Source organism: Flagellimonas amoyensis (genome assembly GCF_003058265.1).
Taxonomy (GTDB): domain Bacteria; phylum Bacteroidota; class Bacteroidia; order Flavobacteriales; family Flavobacteriaceae; genus Flagellimonas; species Flagellimonas amoyensis.
Map to the genome: position 1 here is coordinate 107,611 of NZ_QBUK01000005.1, position 23,903 is coordinate 131,513.

Annotated in this window: 20 protein-coding genes; 16 read left to right on the plus strand and 4 right to left on the minus strand. The window is 47.0% G+C overall.

Going from position 1 to position 23,903, the window contains the following annotated elements:
• Window positions 1–246: 246 nt before the first annotated feature.
• Genes DB398_RS08420 through DB398_RS08430 form a run of 3 tightly spaced genes read left to right on the plus strand, consistent with a single transcriptional unit; the run spans window position 247 to window position 3,360 of the window.
• The gene (locus DB398_RS08420) at window positions 247–1,527 is read left to right on the plus strand and encodes a DUF5690 family protein (RefSeq protein ID WP_108423956.1); all 1,281 of its coding nucleotides are present in this window, start codon (window positions 247–249) and stop codon (window positions 1,525–1,527) included.
• Window positions 1,517–2,689 carry a TIGR03364 family FAD-dependent oxidoreductase gene (locus DB398_RS08425; protein ID WP_108423957.1) on the plus strand — a complete coding sequence of 391 codons (1,173 nt, stop codon included), beginning with the start codon at window positions 1,517–1,519 and terminating at the stop codon, window positions 2,687–2,689. The genes DB398_RS08420 and DB398_RS08425 overlap by 11 nt, the downstream gene beginning before the upstream one ends.
• Window positions 2,686–3,360 carry a phosphonatase-like hydrolase gene (locus DB398_RS08430; RefSeq protein WP_108423958.1) on the plus strand — a complete coding sequence of 225 codons (675 nt, stop codon included), beginning with the start codon at window positions 2,686–2,688 and terminating at the stop codon, window positions 3,358–3,360. The genes DB398_RS08425 and DB398_RS08430 overlap by 4 nt, the downstream gene beginning before the upstream one ends.
• On the opposite strand, the gene DB398_RS08435 is transcribed toward DB398_RS08430, so the two are convergent.
• The gene (locus DB398_RS08435) at window positions 3,361–3,927 is read right to left on the minus strand and encodes a helix-turn-helix domain-containing protein (RefSeq protein WP_108423959.1); all 567 of its coding nucleotides are present in this window, start codon (window positions 3,925–3,927) and stop codon (window positions 3,361–3,363) included.
• A 270-nt stretch (window positions 3,928–4,197) separates the two neighbouring features.
• Here DB398_RS08435 and DB398_RS08440 point away from each other — a divergent pair, with 270 nt between their 5' ends.
• The 10 genes from DB398_RS08440 (at window position 4,198) to DB398_RS08485 (ending at window position 19,136) form a co-directional block, all read left to right on the plus strand.
• Window positions 4,198–7,407 carry a SusC/RagA family TonB-linked outer membrane protein gene (locus DB398_RS08440; RefSeq protein ID WP_108423960.1) on the plus strand — a complete coding sequence of 1,070 codons (3,210 nt, stop codon included), beginning with the start codon at window positions 4,198–4,200 and terminating at the stop codon, window positions 7,405–7,407.
• Between the two features lie 18 nt (window positions 7,408–7,425).
• Complete coding sequence (locus DB398_RS08445; RefSeq protein WP_108423961.1) at window positions 7,426–8,874, plus strand: SusD/RagB family nutrient-binding outer membrane lipoprotein; 1,449 nt, start codon at window positions 7,426–7,428, stop codon at window positions 8,872–8,874.
• Window positions 8,875–8,950: 76 nt separating this feature from the next.
• Window positions 8,951–10,609: an alkaline phosphatase family protein gene (locus tag DB398_RS08450; protein WP_108423962.1), complete on the plus strand. Its 1,659-nt coding sequence runs from the start codon at window positions 8,951–8,953 to the stop codon at window positions 10,607–10,609.
• A gap of 15 nt (window positions 10,610–10,624) precedes the next feature.
• A complete protein-coding gene (pbfA, locus tag DB398_RS08455; RefSeq protein ID WP_108423963.1) occupies window positions 10,625–11,986 on the plus strand; it encodes a (R)-1-hydroxy-2-aminoethylphosphonate ammonia-lyase in 1,362 nt (453 codons plus the stop codon).
• Window positions 11,986–13,581 (plus strand): fibronectin type III domain-containing protein, encoded by a 1,596-nt coding sequence (locus DB398_RS08460; RefSeq protein ID WP_108423964.1) that lies wholly within the window; start codon window positions 11,986–11,988, stop codon window positions 13,579–13,581. Before pbfA ends, DB398_RS08460 begins: the two co-directional genes overlap by 1 nt.
• Complete coding sequence (locus DB398_RS08465) at window positions 13,578–14,648, plus strand: sulfatase-like hydrolase/transferase (RefSeq protein WP_108423965.1); 1,071 nt, start codon at window positions 13,578–13,580, stop codon at window positions 14,646–14,648. Before DB398_RS08460 ends, DB398_RS08465 begins: the two co-directional genes overlap by 4 nt.
• Before the next feature lie 137 nt (window positions 14,649–14,785).
• On the plus strand, window positions 14,786–15,418 hold the full coding sequence (locus tag DB398_RS08470) for a Crp/Fnr family transcriptional regulator (protein WP_108423966.1): 633 nt from the start codon (window positions 14,786–14,788) through the stop codon (window positions 15,416–15,418).
• A 63-nt stretch (window positions 15,419–15,481) separates the two neighbouring features.
• Window positions 15,482–17,215, plus strand: coding sequence for a SulP family inorganic anion transporter (locus DB398_RS08475; protein WP_108424128.1), 1,734 nt, complete (start codon window positions 15,482–15,484; stop codon window positions 17,213–17,215).
• 58 nt (window positions 17,216–17,273) lie between these two features.
• A complete protein-coding gene (locus tag DB398_RS08480; RefSeq protein WP_108424129.1) occupies window positions 17,274–18,683 on the plus strand; it encodes an MBL fold metallo-hydrolase in 1,410 nt (469 codons plus the stop codon).
• Between the two features lie 108 nt (window positions 18,684–18,791).
• The gene (locus DB398_RS08485; RefSeq protein ID WP_108423967.1) at window positions 18,792–19,136 is read left to right on the plus strand and encodes a rhodanese-like domain-containing protein; all 345 of its coding nucleotides are present in this window, start codon (window positions 18,792–18,794) and stop codon (window positions 19,134–19,136) included.
• A gap of 45 nt (window positions 19,137–19,181) precedes the next feature.
• Here DB398_RS08485 and DB398_RS08490 read toward each other — a convergent pair whose 3' ends face one another.
• Genes DB398_RS08490 through DB398_RS08500 form a run of 3 tightly spaced genes read right to left on the minus strand, consistent with a single transcriptional unit; the run spans window position 19,182 to window position 21,738 of the window.
• Window positions 19,182–20,063: a sterol desaturase family protein gene (locus tag DB398_RS08490; protein WP_108423968.1), complete on the minus strand. Its 882-nt coding sequence runs from the start codon at window positions 20,061–20,063 to the stop codon at window positions 19,182–19,184.
• A gap of 3 nt (window positions 20,064–20,066) precedes the next feature.
• Window positions 20,067–20,516 (minus strand): monoheme cytochrome C, encoded by a 450-nt coding sequence (locus tag DB398_RS08495; protein ID WP_108423969.1) that lies wholly within the window; start codon window positions 20,514–20,516, stop codon window positions 20,067–20,069.
• A 1-nt stretch (window position 20,517) separates the two neighbouring features.
• Window positions 20,518–21,738, minus strand: coding sequence for a sulfite oxidase (locus DB398_RS08500; RefSeq protein WP_108423970.1), 1,221 nt, complete (start codon window positions 21,736–21,738; stop codon window positions 20,518–20,520).
• A gap of 173 nt (window positions 21,739–21,911) precedes the next feature.
• Between DB398_RS08500 and DB398_RS08505 the strand changes: the two genes are divergently transcribed.
• From DB398_RS08505 to DB398_RS08510, 3 genes are all read left to right on the plus strand, one after another.
• Window positions 21,912–22,118, plus strand: coding sequence for a YgaP family membrane protein (locus tag DB398_RS08505; protein WP_108423971.1), 207 nt, complete (start codon window positions 21,912–21,914; stop codon window positions 22,116–22,118).
• Window positions 22,119–22,289: 171 nt separating this feature from the next.
• Entirely contained in the window at window positions 22,290–22,418 is a 129-nt protein-coding gene (locus DB398_RS18615) for a hypothetical protein (RefSeq protein WP_262497739.1), read from the plus strand.
• Between the two features lie 178 nt (window positions 22,419–22,596).
• Window positions 22,597–23,901: a TolC family protein gene (locus tag DB398_RS08510; protein ID WP_108423972.1), complete on the plus strand. Its 1,305-nt coding sequence runs from the start codon at window positions 22,597–22,599 to the stop codon at window positions 23,899–23,901.
• Window positions 23,902–23,903 lie beyond the last annotated feature (2 nt).

The window sequence follows — 23,903 nt, forward strand, 5'->3', positions numbered from 1 at the left end:
TGCCCTGCTAATATAATCGGAATTTTCCAAAATACGGTTGACCGTCAGCAATCACTTGCGGAATGTTTCCATAACAGAATTGGATCTACTCTTTAAAGTTATAGGCCATTTTTTATAAAAATGGAAGTGGGAGGGACAAATTGTTTTTGCTAACCTTTTTTTAATCTTAAAGAGAAGATGGGTTTATACTAATTTGAGTTATTTGAAAAATAAATTTAGTATTTGTAAACTTTTTTCAACGAAAACATGCCCAAAAAACACTCCAGCTTGGTCTTTGTGCTACATGCGTCGCTCGCGGCTTTTGGGGCTTATTTCTGCATGTACGCTTTCAGGAAGCCGTTTTCGGTCGCCACTTTTGAGGGGATGGCCTTTATGGGAATCAACTACAAAATTTTGTTGGTGATTGCCCAGGTTTTAGGTTATGCCCTCTCCAAATTTGTGGGGATAAAGATCATATCGGAACTCAAATCCAACAAAAGACTGTTTTTTTTCATTACATTGATCCTGTTGGCCGAACTGTCACTGGTATTGTTCGCCTTTGTCCCTGCACCCTATAATCTCGTTTTCATGTTCCTGAACGGCCTGCCCTTGGGGATGATCTGGGGCATTGTGTTCTCCTATATCGAAGGAAGAAAGTTTACCGATGTCTTGGGCGTTGTGCTATGTGCCAGTTTTATCGTGTCCAGTGGCGTGGTGAAGTCAGTAGGGCTTTCTGTGATGGATTTTTGGGGCGTGAGCGAGTTTTGGATGCCCTCCGTCACCGGTGCCCTGTTCTTTTTGCCCCTGCTTTTGTGCGCTTACCTGTTGCAAAAAGTACCACCGCCTACGGCAGAGGACATCGAATCACGAACAGAACGTGTGCCCATGACGGGAGCGGATAGGAAACTTTTGGTCAAGCAATTCTTCTTTCCCCTGCTGTTGGTGGTCGTGTTTTATACCTTTCTTACCGCTTTCAGGGACTTTAGGGACAACTTTGCCCGCGAGCTTTGGGACAGCATCGGGTACCAAGGGGACATTTCGGTATTTTCCACATCGGAGATCATCATCGCCATAGTGGTGCTCGTGATCATAGGGTCCATTTTTTACATCAAGGACAATTATCGGGCCTTGTTGACCTATCACTTGTTGCTCTTGTTGGGGGCATTGGTGCTTGGCATCTCCACGGTGATGTTCCAAACGGGGGTCTTGGATTCCTTTCTATGGATGGTCTGTACGGGTTTTGGGCTCTACATCTGTTATGTGCCCTTCAACTGCCTCTTTTTTGACCGATTCATCGCCACTTTTAAAATCAAGGGAAACTCAGGTTTTCTGATCTATATTGCCGATGCCTTCGGGTATATGGGCAGTGTGCTGGTATTGTTGTACAAAAACTTTGGACAGGCCAAACTGTCCTGGCTCAATTTCTTTGTGTATGGCACTTATGCCGTGGCAGTTATCGGTATAGGGATCACCATTGTACTGTTCCTTCATTTTGGGGCAAGACGAAAATCTGAACAGACCAACAAACAATTGGATTATGGACAATAGATATGACGTTGCGATAGTGGGCGGGGGCATTTTGGGCACTTTTCATGCTTATCACGCACTGGAACTGGGCCTTAAGGTCTGTTTACTGGAAAAAGATGCCTATCCGCAAGGGGCGACCACCCAAAATTTTGGGCAGGTGGTGCCATCCGGGATGAACTCCAAATGGCAAAAATTGGGTAGGGAGAGCCTCCGCATCTATACGAACATCCAATCCCAGTTTGACATTGGCATTCGCCAAAACGGAACCGTCTATCTGGCCTCCAATGAAGAAGAGGAACAGCTTTTGGTAGAACTCAGGGCCATCAACAACAACAATGACTATGCTTCCCGAATGCTCACCAAAGGTGAATGTCTGGAACGGTATCCAGGACTGCGAAAGGAATATGTGAAGGCCGGACTCTTTTTTCCCGATGAGGTCACAGTGGAACCAAGGACCATGATCCATAGACTCCAAGAGTATTTGACCACCCAAAAGGGGTTGAGCTTAAAGACACATTTCACTGCGGTGTCCTGTGAAAGAAATGGGGATTGGACAACGGTGAGGAGCACCGGAAATGAAGCCGTGTTGGCCAAAAAGGTAATCATTTGTAATGGCAGTGATTTCAAAAATCTATATCCAGAGGTGTTTACCCAGAGCGATCTGGAAGTGTCCAAATTGCAGATGATGCAGACCAAACCGCAGAAAAACTATTCCTTGAAAGGGTCCATCTTGACCGGTTGGTCCATCAGAAGGTACGAGGCGTTCCATGAATGCCCATCATTTGCCCAGGTCAAACAGCATGAGCCGGCGGACAGCCTTCAAAAAAAATGGGGCGTGCACATCCTTTTCAAGCAGGCGGTGGACGGTTCGGTGATCTTGGGCGATTCGCATCAATATGCCGATGTGGACAACATGGAAGACCTTGGGTATGATCTGGATATGGACATAGACCATTTTATGTTGGAAGAGGCCAAAAAAATAATGGAACTCCCCACTTACGAGATACACAGAAGATGGTATGGGATGTATTCGCAGTGCAAAACAAAAGATATTTTTCAAACGACCATTGACGAACATATCCACATTGTCACCGGAATTGGCGGTAAGGGCATGACGGGAAGTGCGGGTTTTTCAAAAAAGAATATTGCAACTATTTTTAATAAAGAGAGAATCAACCTATGAAGGAAATAAAACTTGCGGTTTTTGATATGGCCGGCACCACGGTGAACGAGGATAATGTAGTGTACAAAACCGTCAGGAAGGCATTGGCCCGATCAGGAGTGGAGGTCACGTTGGACACCGTTTTGGAATTTGGCGCCGGAAAGGAAAAGTTCAAGGCCATATCCGATATCCTGGAAGAGAAGCAAACCAATGGAGTGGATGCCAAGGCCGTGTTTGAAGATTTCAAAGTGCTGCTGAAAGAGGCCTATGAACATCTTGAAGTGACCTCCTACGACGGAGTGGAGGACCTGTTCGGGGTTTTAAAGGCCCATGGGGTGAAGGTCGTGCTCAACACGGGCTACGATAGGAAAACAGCACAGTCCCTTTTGGATAAATTGGGATGGGTCGTTGGGCTTCAGATTGATGGCCTCATCACGGCCGATGATGTGGAGCAGGGAAGGCCTTCTTCGGAAATGATAGACAAGGCCATGGAAATGTTCCGCATAACAGATTCAGGACAGGTGCTCAAAGCCGGAGATTCCGTGATCGATATTGAAGAGGGCAAGAACGCCAATTGCGGCATCACCGTGGGAGTGCTCACGGGAGCGCAGACCCGAGGACAATTGGAGACCGCAGATCCGACCATGATACTCGATTCCTTGAGCGAACTGGCCAAGGTTTTGTTCCCTTGATCAAATAAAGAAGTAGACCACTAACATCTTCGAGGCGACCTTGCCCCGATTTATGGGAACATGGGGGATTCTGCCATCAAAGAAAATGGAATCCCCTTCTTGGAGCAGCACCTCTTGGTCCCCTACCTCGTAATAGCATTCCCCGCTCAGCACATATTTGAACTCAAACGCATCCGTGACCACCTTCTCACGTTTGGAATTGGGTTTTACCTCCAGCAATACACTTTCAAACCCTACCGAGTTCAATTGCTTGCCAAAAATGTAACTGTAGCTGAACCCTATCGCCTCATCCTCCTTTTCAATAAGGGTGTGGTCGTCCTTTCGGGAAACCAGAAAATTTTGCCCATTTACCTTGGGCATACCATCAAAAAAAGCGGTCAATTCCGTACCCAGTGCGCCAACGATCTTCAGGAACACGGGCAGGGAGGGGATGGTCCTTCCATTTTCGATGCGGGAAATGAGCCCAGCGGTCACTCCGGCATCGATCGCAACTTCACTGATGGTCCTTTTATTGTCCTTACGGATTTCCTTGATCCGCTTGCCTATACCAATAAGATAGTCTTCCATATAATGGGGTTAATGCCGATGGCTATTTTTCAAAGGTCATAAATACTAAAAAAACTCCGTAAACCCTGTAATACGCTCCACGAACATTGAAAAGTACTGTTTTTGAAGCAGTTTAAAAAGTGAATATTTGTAAATAATATTTACCTAACATTCAATGGATTATTTTAACCATTCCATATCTTTTTTTTAATCTGTACAACGGCATGTCTTAACTCTTGTGTTGGATATTTGTTGATAAATAATTAACCAATATTTACAAATATTCAACAAATGAAAAAATCAATCGTAGCGTTTTTACTTGCCTTTACCGTAAGTATCATAGGCTATTCACAAGGCACCTTTTCTGGAAAGGTGGTGGATGAGAACAATGTGCCCTTGCCTGGGGCATCCGTGGTTGTTAAAGGAGGCACCATAGGTGTGGCCACGGATTTTGATGGGAATTTCGAGATTCAGCTTTCACAGGGAGGCGAGATCTTGGAGGTATCCTATATAGGATATGTGTCCCAAGATTTTGACACAGCGGGAAAGACGACGGCAACCATTATGCTACAGCCCGATTCGCAACAATTGGACGAGGTGGTGGTAACGGCCTTGGGCATCCAAAGGGAGACCAAAAAGCTGGCCTATGCCGTACAGAAAGTTTCCGGGGAGGAAATATCTGAGGCAAAGGAGACCAATGTAGTGAACTCGCTGGCCGGTAAAATGGCAGGGGTGCAGGTCACGGGTGGAAACTCGGGCGTTGGGTCCACTTCACAGATCATCATCAGGGGTGAAAATTCATTGAACCCCAGTCCCAATGCCAACTCCCCGCTATTTGTGGTCGATGGAATCCCCGTGAACAACAATGTGAACAACACTGGAAGCGAGGGTAACATGGGCGTTGATTATGGTAACGGTGCCATGGACATCAACCCGGACGATGTGGAGGACATGACCGTGCTGAAAGGGCCCAATGCCACTGCACTTTACGGTTCCAGAGGTGCCAATGGGGTCATCTTGATCACCACCAAATCGGGTAAGGGTTCCAAAGGAATCGGGGTTTCATATACCAACAACACCACATTTGAAGATCTGTTGACCTTGCCCAAATACCAAAACCGCTACGGACAGGGGTCTAGCGGCCAGTTCGCCTTCAATGATGGTGGACAGAACCGTTCCTTGACGGGTGGTATCAACGACCATGTGGATGAGAGCTGGGGTCCTGCCTTGAACGGACAGTTGATCCCACAGCACGATAGCCCTACCACAAGTGGTCTGCGTGCAGGAGATGTGCATGTAAGGCCAAGGAATTCTGATGGTACTTTTGCCGATGAGATCATTGCCACGCCATTTTCACCGCAGCCAAGCAATATTGACGATTTCTTCAGGACCGGTTTTACACTGAGCAATAATATTGCCTTGACCGGTGGCAATGAGGATGGAAATTTCAGGGTTTCTTTTACCGATCTTCAGAGCGAGAGTGTGATCCCAAACTCCAACTTTAAAAGAAGGGCCTATCAGGTGAACGGATCCTATAACCTAACGGATTGGTTAAAGGTGACCGGTTCCATGAACTATATCAATTCCAATTCGCGCAACCGTCCGAACAACTCCTACGGTACCGAGAACGTAATGTACCTCTGGATCTGGTTTGGACGTCACATCAACATGAACAATTTAAGGGATTACTGGCAGCCCGGACTGGAAGGGGTGCAGCAATTCAACTACAACTACAACTATCACGACAACCCGTTCTTCACGGTTTTCGAAAACACCAATGCCTTTAACAAGGACCGTTTGATCACCAACCTCAGGGCGGATATCCAGTTGGCCAAAGGCCTTAGTTTCATGTTCCGTTCCGGTTTCGATTATTCTAACGAATTGGACAAGCGCAAAAGGGCCTATTCCACCCAGCGTTTCCCCAATGGACAGTATCGGGAGGATTTCACGTATGCCTACGAGCAGAATACGGATTTCTTGTTGGCCTACAACACGGAGATCAATCAAGATTTTGATTTCGGCGTTTCGTTTGGTGGCAACCACCGTTCCTCAAAGAACAGGTACCAGCGGATTAGTGCCAACTCACTGTCCATCCCTGGCATCTATAATTTTGGTAATGCAGCCGAACCATTGACGCAGAGCGATTATGATGGCAAGTTTACCGTGAACAGTCTCTATGCCTTTTCGAACGTTTCCTATAAAGACTATGCATTTTTGGATGTGACCGCACGTAATGATTGGTCCTCCACTTTGCCTGATGGGAACAACAGTTACTTCTACCCATCCGTGGGATTGAGCTTTATCCTTTCTGATATGTTCACCATGCCCCAAGCCATCAGCTTTGCAAAACTTAGGGGAGGTTGGGCCAGTGTCGGTAACGATACCAATCCATACAATTTGGCCGCCACTTATGGTTTTGGAAACACGTTTAATGGTTTCTCAAGGGTATATTCACCTTCTGAGCTAAAATTGGCCGACCTGAAACCTGAGCGTACCAACTCCTTTGAGGTAGGTGCCGATGTGAGGTTCTTTGGCAGTAGATTGGGCTTGGACGTAGCGGCCTATACATCGGTGACCAACAACCAGATTCTTTCCCTTCCTGTTTCCAATACATCAGGTTACAGCAGCAGGGTCATCAATGCTGGGGAAGTGGAGAACAAAGGTTTGGAGATTACGTTGAACGCCACCCCGGTTCAGACCAATAACTTTAGCTGGAACACCAATATCAATTTTACCGCCAACCGAGGAGAGGTCAAGGAACTTACCGATGGATTGGATAGCTATTTGGTGAAATCCAACTACCTGCAAGTGGTAGCGGAAGTAGGTGGCCGTATGGGAGATTTGTACGGAACTGGTTTTGAACAGGTAACCGATAAAAGCAGCCCATATTACGGACAATGGATCATCGACCCCAATTCCGGTCTTCCCATCAGAAGCAATGAACTCAGAAACCTAGGGAACTACAATCCAGATTTTATGGTCGGTTTCCAGAACAGCTTTAGCTACAAGAACTTCAAGTTCGGATTCTTGTTCGATTGGAGACAGGGAGGGGTTTACCATTCCAGAACAGTGGCCATTGGAGGAACAACAGGGATGCTCGACTTTACGGTACCCGGACGTGAATCAGGAATCGTTGCCCAAGGTGTGGTCGACAATGGAAATGGGTCATATACCCCCAACACCACCAGTGTAAATGCATCCAATTACTATTCCCACGTGTATGATCGCGGAAATGAGCAAAGCTCCATGTTCGATGCCACCTATGTAAAACTGAGAGAAGTGAAACTGGGCTATACCTTCCCAAGAAAATTATTGGAAAAGACCCCGTTGAGGTCGGCATCCGTTGCTTTGGTCGGTCGTAACCTGGCCTTGTGGACGGAGAACGACCATGTGGATCCCGAGACCATTTCCCTATCCGGTGGTACCATCGTGCCAGGGGTTGAGGATATGGCCCTGCCAAGCACCAGAAGCTTCGGTCTGAATCTAAACGTAGAATTTTAATACCCAAGAATCAAGAAGATGAAAACATCAAACGTCATAACATCACTATTGTTCGCAGGAAGCGTTTTGGTTTCCTGTACGGAAAATTTTGAGGAAATCAACTCCAACCCCAACGCCCCCGAACAAGTAAGCGCCAACTTGTTGTTGTCCACCGTGACTTCCGAACTTACCCGGCAGCTTACCCAAGAGGGTTACAGCGATGGAAATACCATCACCCAGCTGATGGCCAAGAACAACTTCCCCGGTTTCAGCCAGTTTGACTGGGGAGATCAAGGGATGTGGAACCTGTTTTACAGCTATTTGCCCGAAATCAATGATATTTTGGAAATTTCAAGGGCCCAAGGCACACAGAATGCAACGTATGAAGGAATTGCCCTGACCATGCGCGCTTTGAGTTTTGCCAATCTTACGGACCTTTATGGCTATGTGCCCTATACAGAGGCAATGTCCGGAGAGAGTTCAGGTATTTTTACCCCAAAATACGATGATCAGGAAACCGTATACAACGGTGTGCTACAGGATTTGGCAGATGCCGATGCCGCATTGGCGAAAGGGGAGGCCATTCCAGGGTCATCCGGCGATGTCATCTATGATGGCGATGCTGCGCAATGGAGAAAATTGGCCAATTCACTTCGTCTTCGCTATTTGATGCGAATTTCGAAAAGAAGGGATGTTTCGGCAGAAATGCAGGCCATCGTGAATGCTGGCAATTACATCGGCTCCAATGACGATAATGCCACACTGATATATAGCGGTACGTCCAACACGGACTCTTGGCCCGAAAGCACCGGTCGTATCGGTGGGTTCGATGAAAAGAGCTTGTGTACCACGCTATTGGGCTATTTTGAAAACTTCAACGATCCAAGATTGGATATCTGGTTCGACCGAAACAGTGATGGCGAATGGGTGGGAATTCCCATCGGTCTCAATCAGGACAATGCCCGTGCCTATGACGACCAATACAGCCCAAGCCGCTTGGATGTGGAACTGTTCTATTTTTCCAGAACGGCTGCCCAGGCATACATCATGAAAAATTCAGAAGTACAGTTCATTTTGGCCGAAGCTGCAGAAAGAGGTTTTATCGCAGGGAATGCCGAAACCTATTACAATGAAGGCATAAGGGCTAGTCTGTCCTACTGGGGAGTTCCAGATGCGGACATCGACACCTATTTGGCAGGGCCAACGGTACAATACGATGGCACTTTGGAACTATTGTTGACCCAAAAGACCATTGCCCTTTGGAATGTGGATTATCAAGGTTGGATGGATTACAGAAGGACCGGAATGCCCGCTTTGGAAACCGGTCAAGATGACTTGAACGGAGGGCGCTATCCCGTCCGCTTTCTGTACCCTTCCTCGGAGCAGACCCTGAACAAGGCCAATTACGATGCAGCGGTCCAAGCCATGGGCGGTGAAGGTGACGACATCAATACCCCCGGTTGGTGGGAAACTGGAAACAGGTATTAAAAAGAGTTGACCATTAAATAACCGACAAATGGTTGCCCCGGAAACGGGGCAGCCATTGTTGTTAAAATAAAATCACATGACAAAGAATGTATTTTTTGCGATTGGTTTGGTCACGATTTTTTTATCGGCCTGTACTCAAAACACAGATAAAAACACTGATATACAACATATTGTGATCATTGGAGTGGATGGGATGAGTCCCAATGGCATCCAGAAGGCACATACACCTATGATGGATTCCATGATCCAAAACGGGGCGGCCACCATGCATGCCCGTTCGGTTTTACCCTCAAGTTCCAGCCCCAATTGGGCCAGCATGATCATGGGTACCGATACCGAGCAGCACGGCATCACCTCGAATGGGTGGGAAAAGTTCGACCACCAGTTGCCTCCCGTAGTGGCGACCAAAAATGGAACCTTTCCTACCATTTTCACCTTGTTCCATGACCAACAACCCGATGCCCATGTAGGGGCCATTTACGATTGGGACGGATTTGGACGGTTGTTCGAAAAAGAAGATGTGGATTTTGACATTGACGGGGACCACGAGGACAATACCACACAACAGGCGGTAAAGTATATCAAAGAACACACCCCAAAATTCACTTTTGTGCATTTGGACCATGTAGATCATGCAGGTCACTCCTTGGGCCATGGCACTCCTGAGTATTTCAAAGCGGTGGAAAAGGCCGACTCCTTGATCATGGAGATTGTCAATGCCACCAAAGAAGCGGGCATTTTCGAAAAGACCCTGTTCATCGTTTCTGCCGATCACGGAGGAATCGGTTTGGGACATGGAGGAGAAAGTTTGGCCGAAATGGAGATTCCCTTCATTCTTTTTGGGGCCGGCATCAAAAAAGGGTACGAAATTGAAGAGACCGTTTACCAATACGACAATGCACCGACCGTGGCCTATGCCATGGGACTGCAAACACCCCAATCTTGGATCGGGAGACCTGTAAAAGGAGCTTTTATCGGCAACGAAAAACCCAATTTGATCTATAAACGAAAAGAACGGATCGCCCAACCCAAGATTCTTCCCGATGCAGGCCATTTTGAACCAGCAGGAGGTATTTTCAAATCAGATTCGGTTGCCGTGGTGATGCAAAACCCCAACAATATAGGTGAAATTAGGTATGCCATTGGCAATGCTGTTCCGACCCTAGAAAACAGCAAAACATATCAAGATACCTTCTATTTGAAGCAAACCGAGATTGTCAAAGCCGGGATTTTTCAAGAAGGGCAATTGGTGAGCACCATTGCGGAGGCCAATTTCCGATTGGTTTCTGAAATCAAAGAAGGCCCTGTTGCCTATACCATGTATTATGGCGAAGGGATGGACAAATTACCCGATTTCTCTACCTTGAAACCTGTAAAAAGGGGTTTTGTGACAGAATTCTCCCCTAAAGCGATATTGACGGAAGGTGTCCAACAAGAACAGGTGGCCTTGGTGCTGGAAAGTTATTTGGACATCCCTGAAGAAGGGAAATATGGATTTTTTACCAACAGCGATGATGGTAGCAAACTCTATGTGGATGGAAAATTAGTGGTGGACAACGACGGCGACCATGGTGTTATGGAGCGTGGAGAGGGTGTGGAATTGACCAAGGGCAAACATTTGGTCAGGGTAGAATTTTTTAATGGAGGGGGAGGCTACCACTTGGATGTGAAGTACCAAGGGGCCACTATTCCCAAACAGATCATTCCCGCCAACCATTTGTACAGGGAAAAATAGCATAAAATCAACCATATGAAGCACGATAGGCACAACGCAGAATCTGTTGTGGAAGGCGACATCAACCTTACCTCTGCAAGGGGCGAATGGTTAAAGGAAGAAGTGAACGACCAGACCAAGGAACTGTTGGCAAAAGATGCCCAATACTTTTTGCACCAATCCATGTCCACCCCGTGTTTGGACGTTTTGAAAAATTGCGAAGGCTCTTATTTGGAGAGTATCTCTGGGAAACGATATCTGGATTTTCATGGCAACAACGTGCACCAAGTGGGATTTTCCCATCCAAAAATGGTGAGTGCGCTCATGGGACAACTTCAGGAACTCACGTTTTCAACCCGAAGATATACCAATGAAAAGGCCATCCGGTTTGCCGAGAAATTGACGTCCTACACCCCAAAAGGCCTGAACCGTATTTTGCTTACCCCGAATGGCAGCTCTTCCATCAGTATTGCTTTAAAATTGGCCCGTGCGGTGACTGGAAAACATAAGGTGGTTTCCTTTTGGGATTCGTTCCATGGCGCAAACTTGGATGCCATCAGCGTAGGAGGCGAATCCATTTTTCAGGAACATATGGGGCCGTTGATGCCGGGCGTGGAACGCATTCCGCCACCCATTACCTATCGCGGTATTTTTGAAGGGAACGAGGAGAAGGCATTGGAGTATTTGGAGCATGTGTTGTCCAAGGATGATGAGATCGGTGCCTTTTTGGCCGAGACCATACGCAACACCGATGTGCAGATTCCTTCCGCCAAATATTGGCAAGGAGCCCGTGAACTTTGTGACAAATATGGGGTACTGTTGATTTTGGATGAAATCCCGATTGCTTTTGGGCGCACCGGAAAAATGTTCGCCTACGAACTGTTCGGAATTGAACCGGACATTCTTTGTTTGGGCAAGGGCTTGGGCGGGGGTATTGTTCCCCAAGCGGCCATCGTCACCCGTGAAGAGTACAATCGATTCGGGCATATCTCCTTGGGGCACTACACCCACGAAAAAAGCCCGTTGGGTTCTGTCGCCGGATTGACCCTTTTGGAAATCATCGAAGAAGAAAATCTATTGCAAAAAGTAAAGGCTGATGAGGAATTCATGAAAAAGGCCCTTTACAAAATGCATCGAAAATACTCTCTAATTGGAGATGTAAGAGGAGTCGGGCTGTTATGGGGCATCGAATTGGTGACCAATCGGACCACCAAGGAAAAAGCGAGTTCCGAAGCTGAGGAAATCATGTACGAATGCCTTAAGAATGGGTTGAGTTTCAAAGTTTCCAAAGGAAACGTACTGCAACTCTCCCCGCCTTTGACCATATCCAGGGAAGAACTGGAAAAAGCCCTGGAAATATTGAACGAAGCCTTTTTAAAAACCAACGCTATAGCTTAATGAAAAAAATCAACCAACTACTGATCTGCCTATTTGTGGGCATCGCCCCGATGATGGCCCAAACGGAGCCAAAGATGTTGATACAACCCTATCTACAGGATGCCGAGCCCCATTCCATCACCATCATGTGGGAGACCTCCCATGGAGAGGAAAGCATTGTGGAATATGGGACTTCGCCAAAATTGGGCAAAAAGGCCCAAGGCAAGGCCGAGGGCATCAATTTTTCAGCATCCAGGGTACATACTGTAAAGTTGACAGGCTTGGACCGCTTTACCGAATACTACTATCGTGTGAAAACGGGCAAGGCGCAATCGGAAATCTTTCAATTCAAGACACCGCCGTTTGCCAGTGATGAGGAATCGTTCAACATTGTTGCCATGAGCGACATGCAATACGACCATCAAAACCCGAATAAATTTTCAGAAGTGGTGAACGAGGGCATCATTCAATATTTAAAAAAGGAATATGGCGGCAAATTGCCCGATAATTTGGCCATGGTGATGATTCCGGGAGACTTGGTGGCCAGTGGGAGCGAATACTACCAGTGGAAGGAACACTTTTTTGACCCCGCCCAAAAATTATTTGCCGAGGTGCCCGTATATCCAGTTTTGGGCAACCATGAACGCAACTCCATTTTTTACTTCAAATATTTCAGTCTGCCCGAAAACGGTACCCCCGCCTTTGCGGAACATTGGTGGTACAAGGATTACGGCAATACCCGTGTGATCGGACTCAACTCCAATGAAGGGTATCGGGATTTGAAAGATCAATACCAGTGGCTGGAAAAGGTCTTGGCCGAAACGGAAAAGGACAACAATATCGATTTTGTCTTTGCCCAGCTCCACCATCCCCACAAATCGGAGCTTTGGATTCCCGGGGAAGAGGAATCTACAGGAAAAGTGGTCAAAATGCTGGAGGAATTCTCCACAAAGACCGGAAAACCAAGCGTTCATTTTTTTGGACATACACACGGATATTCCCGTGGACAGTCCAAGGACCATAAACATTTATGGATCAATGTGGCTTCAGCAGGGGGCTCCCTAGACAATTGGGGCGAATTCGAAGGCAGGGATTACGATGAGTTTACCGTTTCCCAGGATGAATATGGTTTTGTGATGGTGGAAGTGGATGGCAACCGAAACGACCCCAAATTTACCATCAAACGGATCAGTCGTGGCAATGAATCCAAGTTTAGGGAGAATGAGCTCCGCGATAGCATCACTATTTGGAGACTCGAAAAGAAACCCGATGCGCCCAAAACCATTTCCCCTTCAATCGATGCGGAGGTTGAAGGTGAGTTTGCTATGTTAAAGGCTGGGGAATTTTCAAGTCCGATCAACGGAGCTTTTCATGCCGCCGCCCATTGGCAGGTTTCTGAAACCGAGGGTTTTGAAAAATTGGCTTTGGACAGTTGGAAACAATTCGAAAACTGGTACTATGAGGAAGACCGTCAAAAAAATGACGATCTTACCGATGAAAAGACCAAACGCTTGAAATCGGGGACCACTTATTATTGGAGGGTCCGCTACCGGGATCAAAACCTCAATTGGAGTGATTGGTCTGAAACCGCATCATTCAAAACCAAACAGAAATGAAAAAGAAGATATTGCTTTTTGTTGCCCTGACAGCTTTTCTAAAGATCAATGCACAAGATTCCGACACCAAGATCATTTTGATCACTTTGGACGGCTACCGTTGGCAAGAGCTCTTCACGGGTGCCGATTCCCTATTGATCGGCAATAAAACCTATGTTCACGAAATAGACGCATTGAAGGAGGCTTTTTGGAAAGAAACCCCCCAAGAGCGAAGAGAAGTTTTGATGCCCTTTTTCTGGACCCAAGTGTCCAAAATGGGCCAATTGCACGGCAACAGAGACTTGGGCAGCAAAGTGGACCTGACCAATACCCTATGGTTTTCCTATCCGGGTTACAACGAAATCCTGACCGGGACCGCCGATGACAAGAATATCCGCAGCAATGACAAGGTACCCAACCCCAACACCACCATTTTGGAGCGTTACAACAATACTCCGGAAGGGAAAGGCAAAGTGGCCGCCTTTGGCAGTTGGGATGTATTCCCGTCCATCATCAATGCGGAGCGTTCCGGGGTTCCTGTGAATGCCGGTTTTGAAACGGCCGCCGATAATCTCACCGAAAGGGAAAAATTCCTGAACCAACTTCAGGATCAAATTCCAAGCCCTTGGGGGAGCGTTCGTTTGGATGCCTTTACGCACCATTATGCCTTGGAACACATGAAAAAGGCGCATCCGAAGCTGGTATTTGTCTCTTATGGGGAAACGGATGACTTTGCCCACGATGGCGATTATCAAGCGTATCTGAAATCGGCCCACAATACCGATGCCTTGATCAAAGAGCTTTGGGACTTTACCCAACAGGATGATTTTTATAAGGACCAAACCGTTTTTATCATCACTACCGACCACGGTAGGGGAACCGAACCTTTGGATACTTGGAGAGGACACGGGAGTGATATCAAAGGGGCCAATGAGGTCTGGATGGTCACTTTTGGAAAAGGGGTCAAAGCCTTGGGCGAGGTAAAACAAGAAGAACAGTTGCATTCCAACCAGATTGCACCCACAATATTGAATCTATTGGACGTCCCTGTACCCAAAGAAATGGAAGGGTCGCTCCTAAAGCTTTAGTTTAAGTAGGTTTTATTTCAGTTAATTAGTATGTTCAAGGCCCATACCTTAAGGTATGGGCCTTGCAATTGATGGGAATGCGAAAACAGGGCATCTTTTTTTCAAAATGGTTACCTTAGGAGGGCGATTTCTACAACATGAAAGAAGAACTTTTAGAGACGTTCCGGGGACATTTTGAAAAACCGCTGATGGAGGAGATCCTTGAGGTTGGCAAACTAGTTGAAGTACCTGCGGGAGAGACCATCATGGATATCGGTCAGTACATCAGGAGTATACCCCTACTGTTGTCCGGGGCCATAAAGGTCCTTAGGGAAGATGAGGAAGGCGACGAACTGCTTTTGTACTATCTGGAACAAGGGGAGACCTGTTCGGTCACTATGGCCTGCTGTATGGGGCATACCAAGAGCGAGATCAGGGCCATTGCAGAGACCGATACCAGCATTGTGATGATTCCCGTGCAGAAAATGGAAGAATGGATGGGCAAGTACAAAGGATGGCGCAACTACGTTTTCGAAAGCTACCACAACCGCCTGAACGAGTTGTTGCAGACCGTGGACAGTATTGCGTTCAAGAACTTGGACCAACGTTTGGTGGACTACCTCAAAAAGAAGGTGGAAGTCACCAACGACAACAAGATCCAGAGTACCCATCAGGAGATTGCCTATGACCTGCATACCTCTAGGGTCGTGGTTTCCAGATTGTTGAAAAAGCTCGAAAAAATGAAAAAACTGGTGCTACACAGAAGTTACATCCAAGTGGTGGACCTGTAACTTTGTGCCCTAAGTTACCGTGGGTTGCCCTTGGGCTCCCTATTTTTGCATAAAACCTACCGCATGATCAAGAGGTTCTTTCCATTTTTAGCATGGATGGCCACATACAACAAGGCATTGCTGCGCGGGGACCTCACTGCGGGCCTTACCGTTGGAATCATGTTGGTGCCCCAGGGAATGGCCTATGCCATGATAGCGGGAATGCCCCCTATTTATGGACTATATGCCGCTTTGGTGCCCCAGTTGGTGTATGCCCTTATGGGAACGTCCCGACAGTTGGCCGTGGGCCCTGTGGCCATGGATTCCTTGTTGGTCGCAACCGGCGTAGGTGCCCTGCGTTTGCTCAATGAAGAGGACTATGTGGCAGCCGTACTTTTCTTGACGCTGCTCATTGGGGGGCTGCAACTTTTGATGGGCTTCTTCAGGATGGGTTTCTTTGTCAACTTTTTGTCCAAACCGGTCATCAGTGGGTTTACATCGGCCGCCGCTATTTTGATCAGCTTGGGACAATTGAACCATATATTGGGCACCAACTTTGCACAGACCAGCAGGGTACATGAACTGATCCCCAATATCATCGGAAGTTTGGGGTATATCCACTGGCTTACCTTTGGACTTGGCGTGGGGTCCATCGCATTGATATTCCTGTTGAACAAGTTCAACAAAAAACTGCCAGTTCCCTTGCTGATGGTGGTGCTTGGTATCTTGGCCGTGGTGATTTTTGGTTTGGAGACCAAGGGAATCCACATTGTGGGCGATATTCCAAAAGGGCTTCCCGGTTTTCAGGCGCCCGAGTTCCAATGGGACAAGATGGGCCAACTGATGCCCATTGCCATCACCGTGGCATTGTTCGGGTTCATGGAGTCCGTCTCCATCGCCAAGACCATCGAGGAAAAACATCCGGAATACGAACTGGATCCCGATCAGGAACTTCGGGCACTGGGCCTTTCCAATGTTTTGGGGTCGTTTTTCCAGTCTTTTTCGGTCTCCGGAAGTTTCTCTAGGACAGCAGTGAACGATCAAGCCGGGGCCAAGACGGGAATGTCCCTGATCATTAGTACCCTGATTATTGCAGGGGTACTGCTCTTCCTGACCCCTTTGTTCTATAACCTGCCCGCGGTGATCTTGGGTGCCATCATCATCGTTTCCGTGATAGGACTTATCGATGTCCAATACCCATTGGCCCTCTGGAAAAACAGGAAGGACGAGTTCCTGCTGCTGGCCGCCACTTTTTTGATGACGCTCTTTATCGGGTTGATGGAGGGAATCCTGTTCGGGGTATTGCTGTCCCTGATGCTGGTGGTGTATCGAATATCCAAACCGCACATGGCGGTCTTGGGAAGGATCAAGGGCACCAACTATTTCAAGAATATCGACCGTTTCTCGGGGGATGTTGAAGTGGATGCCGACAAACTGGTCATACGGTTCGATGCCCAATTGTATTTCGGGAACAAGGATTATTTCAAAAAGCAACTCTATCGGCAAATGGCGAAAAAGGGCCCCGTTCTGAAGTATATCATCCTGAATGCCGAACCCATCAATTATATAGACAGTAGTGCCTCGGCCATGTTGGAACGCATCATATTGGATTTTAGGCAAAGGGGTATCCATTTCATGATCGCTGCGGCCATAGGCCCCACAAGGGACATTCTGTACAGTAGTGGAATCGTCGACATACTTGGGGAGGAAAACCTGTTTGTCCAGACCTTTGACGCGGTGGCTTCCTGTTCCGAAAAGAAGGAAAGGAGTGACATGCAAAAAAAGATAACATTGCAGTCCAAGACAAAGAGTTTGTAACTTTGGTGACTGTGCAGTACGCTGCACCCTATTAATTTTGATGAAAAAATCAGAGGAGATGAAAATAGAACAGATATATACCGGATGTTTGGCGCAAGGCGCCTATTATATTGAAAGTGAAGGGGAAGCTGCCATTATAGATCCGCTTCGCGAAGTGGAACCCTATCTAAAAAGGGCCAAGGACGAAGGAGCCGTCATCAAGTATATTTTTGAGACCCATTTCCATGCCGATTTTGTGAGCGGTCACGTCACCCTTTCCAAGGAGACGGGCGCACCGATCATTTATGGCCCAACGGCCCAACCCGCTTTTGAGGCCATTATTGCCAAGGATGGACAGGAGTTCCCTTTGGGAAAATTGACCATCAAGGTGTTGCACACCCCAGGGCACACCATGGAAAGCACTACTTTTTTGCTGAAGGACGAATCAGGAAAGGACCATGCCATTTTTAGTGGGGATACCTTGTTTTTAGGAGATGTAGGCCGTCCGGACCTGGCCCAGAAAGCGGCCCACATGACCCAAGAGGAGCTGGCCGGAACCCTGTTCGACAGCCTTCGTAGCAAGATTATGCCGTTGGCCGACGATGTGATCGTATATCCGGCCCACGGAGCCGGTTCCGCCTGCGGAAAGAACATGATGAAGGAAACGGTGGATACCTTGGGCAACCAGAAAAAGATGAATTATGCCCTTAGGGCAGATATGACCCGAGAAGAATTCATCAAGGAAGTGACAGATGGCCTTTTGCCCCCCCCACAATACTTCCCCTTGAACGTAAAAATGAACAAGGAGGGCTACGAAGATATCGACACCGTTCTGGAAAGAGGAACGCAGGCCCTGACACCAGAGGCTTTTGAAGCTGCTGCCAACGAAACAGGGGCCATAGTGCTGGATGTTCGCCATCAAGATGATTTTGCCAAAGGCCATGTGCCCCGCTCCATATTCATCGGCCTGGATGGAAGCTTTGCACCTTGGGTGGGCGCATTGATCGCCGATGTGAAGCAACCCATACTCCTCGTGACTCCTGAAGGCAGGGAGGAAGAGACCGTTACCCGACTTTCAAGGGTCGGTTTTGACCATACCTTGGGCTATCTGAAAGGAGGCATTTCGGCTTGGAAAGAAGCGGGCAAGGAAATCGATACGGTGGACAGCCTGAATGCTGGGCAGTTGAAAACCCTTATGGAAAAAGGGGTGCCCGTATACGATGTGAGAAAGGAGTCCGAGTACATTGCAGAGCATGTGGAAGATGCCCATCTGACCCCGTTGGACTTCATCAACGACCATTTGGCGGAATTTCCAGAGAAGGAAACCTTTTATGTGCATTGCGCAGGAGGCTATAGGAGCATGATCGCTTCTTCCATCCTCAAGAGTAGGGGCATCCATAACCTGGTCGATGTGGCAGGAGGTTTTGCCGACATCAAAAAGGCCGGTATTCCCGTAACGGACTATGTGTGTCCCACTACGTTGAAATAAGGCCCGGACAACGCCGAAAAAATTCTAGAAAAGTTGGCTTTGTGTAACCATCGTTACTGACCCCGATGGGTTGGGTGGGGTATTTTTGACCCTCAAAACAACGATACGATGTCAATATTCAGTTTTTTGTTCAAAGGACAAAACCTTCCCGATGAAATTCAGATCATGGATAGGGAAGTATACAAAGAAGCCATTTCCAAGGGCAAGGTCCAATTGGTGGATGTCAGGACCAAGGCGGAATTCATGTCGGGCCACATCAAAGGCGCCAAAAACATTGATTTTTTTCAAGGACCTGCATTTGAGGCCGCCTTTTCCACATTAAAAAAAGATGCTCCCGTGTACATTTATTGTCAATCTGGGAGCAGGAGCCAAAGGGCGGCCAAGAGACTCGTGGATCTTGGATTTACAAAAGTGTACGACCTTAGGGGCGGATACAGGTCCTGGAGCTATTGAGCAAGTTGTTTGGAGGTTGCCGTCGAGGTTTCTAAATGGGGTTGGTCACACTTTCCCCTTGTTTCTTTTGAAACCATAGGTCAATTGGCTCCAAAATCCTTTCGGGAGTTGATCATCGCCAGGAAAACCGAGTTCAATTTTCCCACTGCTCTCCGGAATGTAATTTGTTTTGAACAGATAGTCCCAAATACTCAGGCTGATCCCAAAGTTCACACCATAAGAACCTTCGGGGATGGTGTAGGCATGATGGTACAGGTGCATCACGGGATTGTTCAGGATATACTTCAACGGACCATAGGTCAGTTTGATGTTGGAGTGGTTGAAATGCCCAATGGCAATGGCGGCAAAATGCACAATATAGGCCTGTTCAGGTTCAAATCCACCGAGCACCATCACCCCTAAAGTCTTTAAAGGTTTGTACAGGATGTTTTCCATCCAATGGTAACGCAAATGGGCGGCAAAGCCCATCTCTTTTACGCTGTGGTGCACTTTATGGAATTCCCAAAGCGCTGGGTATTTGTGCAAAAGCACATGGGTGAACCATTGCACAAAATCCAAAATGATAAAAAACACAACCAGCTGCACCCATTGTGGCCAATGGGCAATATCAACAATGGCCAAGGTCTTGGAAGTAATCCCAATGTCTCCGAACAAAACCCCCAACATTTTGTAGATCCCGTTGATGACAATGGCGAATAGGAAGAAATTGAAGAACATGTAAAATCCGTCAAGCCAAAAATCTTTCCTGATGATGGATTGTTCCTTACGCCAAGGGAAGAGGATTTCCAAGCCCCAAACCAAAAGGGAAATCAAGATAAGGCCCCAGAAATAGTTGGTGTACCAAGGCACCTCGAACAACATGGATTTCCAGGTCCAGTTGATGGTCCCCCAGAAACCGTTCATAAAGGCATCTACATAAGCTTCCATAAATCACTTTAGTTCATACCAATCAATATCTTCCAAGTTTTGCCTTCTTCCCTGCTCTTTTGGGGCATAGTTTTTTGACAAATAGGATAAAATCAGTGTTTCATTCGCTCCCAAGTCCCATAGGTTTTGGGTTTCCTGCATCCATTTGATGGTGGCTTTCCATCCCTCCAGATCCATTCTGTTCTGGGTCACCAATTTGGCGGAATGACAACCGGTACAATTCTGAATGGTTGCCTCCATCCCTTCATCCACCACAAAACCGGTGGCCACATGGACACCGTTTTCAATTTGGTCGAAATCGGTAGTGGTTTCTTTCATCGGGATTTCTTCATAAGTAGGGGGAGGTGTATAGTTAACCCAATAAAAAAGTCCTGCGAAAAGGACCACTATCAATCCCAAAAATGCCCAAAGTGCTTTGGACAGTGCACCGACCTGTTTTCGAAAGTCCTCCATCTTAAACGATTTTGACCGCTATGCGATGACAGGCATTGTTGAGGTAGCCTTTGGGGTTCCAGCCCGGCAAAACCATAGGTTGCCCCTTTCCATTGGAGTCCGTGGCCTTGGCCCAAATTTCATAATATCCCTTTTGTGGAAAGGAAATTGTGGTCTTAAAATGTTGCCAGGCCAATCGGTTTGCGGGTTTTTCAAGCGAGCATGGATGCCAAGTGCTTCCAAAATCAATGGAATATTCCATTTTTGAAACTTCAAGCTCGCCGGCCCATGCGTGTCCGTTGATGGTCAAGGATTTTCCATTTTTGATCAATGCACCACTTTTGGGTGATGTGATCAACGATTTTATGGGCATGGATTCGATGATGCACATGTTGGCATCGTCCACTTCACTGCCGGGAGCGACATTCTCGCAGGGTACCCGGTACGAACTGCCGCCCATCTTCTCACCATCGTGTTCCTTGTTCCGGACGCTGATGCGGGTGAGCCATTTGCCCGATGTGGAAGCGGGCCAACCGCCACAGACCAATCGCAAGGGATGACCATGTGCCAAGGGAATGTCCTCGCCGTTCATGGCAAAAGCGAGCAGGGTTTCATCTTGCAATGCCTTGGCAATGGGAACGCCCCGGGAGATGGGTTCTTTTTTCAGATCTCCGCTCAAATGGGTGTCCGCAGCATGGTAGCCAATGTACACGGCATCGGATGTGATTCCGACATCTTCCAACACATCACGCAAACGAACCCCGGTCCATTCGGCACACGAAATTGCCCCAACGGTCCATTGGTTTCCCTTGGCCGGTGGATTGAACTCGCTTCGGCCATTTCCACCACATTCCAAGGCCAATTGATAGGTATGATGCCCAAACTTGGATTTTAGTTCGGAGAGGGAGTAAGTTTTTTTGTTTTTGACGGATTCTCCATCGATGGTGAGGGTCCATTTGGACACATCAATGCCCTCAGGGATGTTTCCGTTGTTTCGAATGAACATGTATTGGTTCGGCGTCACCCTATCGTTCAATAGATGGGCTTTCGCCTCCATGTTCCAGGGGCGATCGTTCAAAACGACCATTTCCTTGTCCTTGTGGAACATTTTAAAAGGGTCCGGGTCCTGAAGGCCCAAAGGGCGGTATCCTTCCGGCATGAGACCTCCATATACAATCTCAACACCCAAGATACTGGCCATGCTGGCCAATGACATTCCCAAAGTGAATTCCCTTCTGTTCATAAAATATGAGAATTAAATGTACCGTAAAAATAAGGAAAGCTATGTAACCAATGTTACCATTTGCTTTTGGATGAATCCCTACATTTGGAGTAATGTTCTGATAATCAAAAAGTGGGAAGGGAATCTGTTCCAATTTTTGGTACCTTGTAGGAAAGAACCATAAACTGAAGATCATGAAAAAAAACATGGGCGGTGCAGACCGCACGATTCGGATCATTCTGGCACTTGCAGTAGTTGCACTGTACTACTTCAATGTGATTTCAGGAACGTTGGCATATGTGTTGCTGGCTTTGGCGGCCATATTTGTCCTAACAAGCTTTGTGAGCTTTTGCCCTTTGTATACCCTTTTGGGGATCAATACGTGCAAGGTCAAAAACTAGTTTTTTGGTTGGTTGATATAAGGCCGCTCCAAAGAGAGCGGCCTTGTTTTTTGACGGAGCATCATTGGTCTTTTCACAGGCCATGAAATCATTAAAAGGGACCGAATATGAGAATTGTCATGATTTAGGAGTCAGATTACTTTTACTTTTAGCCCTGTAAAAACCATACTTATGAAAACTTTTCTATCCTTTTCCTTGGTCTCATGGGACAATGGCATCGTTATGATCGCCGTATTTGGTGCTGTTGCCGTTGCTTTGGTTCTTGCCGTTCTTCTTATGATGAACAGCGGCGAAAAATAAAGACATTCTTCATTCCACTATTCACATTTCTTTTTTTCTCCTGATGGTATACCGACCGTTGGGAAACACGTTGGTATTATAGGTTTCGACTACTTTCGTCCCATTTTACTTTTAAGGTAACCAATGTTACTGTGGAGGTGGTTTTGCGCTTTTAATTTTGTCTCAAATTCTATGATTTATGAGGCAATTTTTAGTTTTTATAGCATTCATTTTACTCCAGGGAACCCTGTTGGCCCAAGACCATGTGAAGATTTCCTTGGAGGATGTCTTGGAAAGGGTGCAGGAGTCCAATGCCAGTATCAAAGTGTCCGAACAGGAGGCAAAGATGGCGAAATACGATTACCAGTTTTCAAGCTCCATTTTTTTGCCACAGATATCGGTTTCCCATACCGGAATCACGACCACCAACCCTTTGATGGCCTTCGGTTCCAAACTGAACCAAGAGATATTGACCCAGGCAGATTTTAACCCTGCCCTATTGAACGATCCCGATCATATAGAAAACTTTGCGACCAAGATAGCTGTGGAGCAGCCACTCATCAATATGGACGGTTTCTACCAGCGCAAAGCAGCTAAAACCACTATGGAAGCCAAAGACCTTCAAGCGCTTCGCACTAGGGATTATTTGGATTTTGAGGCCCAAAAGGCTTTTGGACAATTGCAATTGGCCCATAGGGCGGTAAAGGTATTGGAAAAAGCCTTCGAAGCGACCAATGCCAACCTGAACACGGCCCAGAACAGCTTCAATCAAGGATTGCTCCAAAAAGCGGACTTGTTGGAAGTGAAAGTTCGGGTCACCGAAGTGGAGAACCAATTGAACTCGGCCAAAAGCAACGTAAAAAATGCATCCGATTATTTGGCTTTTTTGATGAACGAACAAGGTAATGTGGTGTATGAACCTTCAGAGGAACTGATGCCGAACGACCTTGGTGGAACTCCTGGGGCAACCTTGGAAAACCGTGCCGATGTGCGGGCGATGGACTTGGTTTCCGAAGCATACAAGGCTAACATGAGAGCGGAGAACATGACCTTTTTGCCACGGTTGAATGCCTTTGCCAGTTACGAAATGTACGATGATCAAATTTTCCGTGCAGATGCCAAGGGATATATCATCGGAGCCAGTTTAAGCTGGGATGTTTTTAAAGGAGCCCAACGCTTTGCAAAAGTGGGCAAGAGCAAAACCAATTACGAGAAAGCAAAACAGGAATACGAACAGTACGTTGCCAAAAGTTCTATGGAGCTACAACGCACCAGAAGGATGGTCGAAGATGCGCACAACAGACTCCAGACCTCAAAATTGGCTATGGATCAATCCGAAGAATCCTTGAGAATACGTACAAACCGCTTTAAGGAAGGCTTGGAAAAAACAACCGATCTATTGATGGCAGAGGCCATGTATGCCGAAAAGCAATTGGCTTATTACCAGACCATTTTCGAGTATAACCAAGCACAATCCCTACTAACATTTTTAACCAAAGAATAATT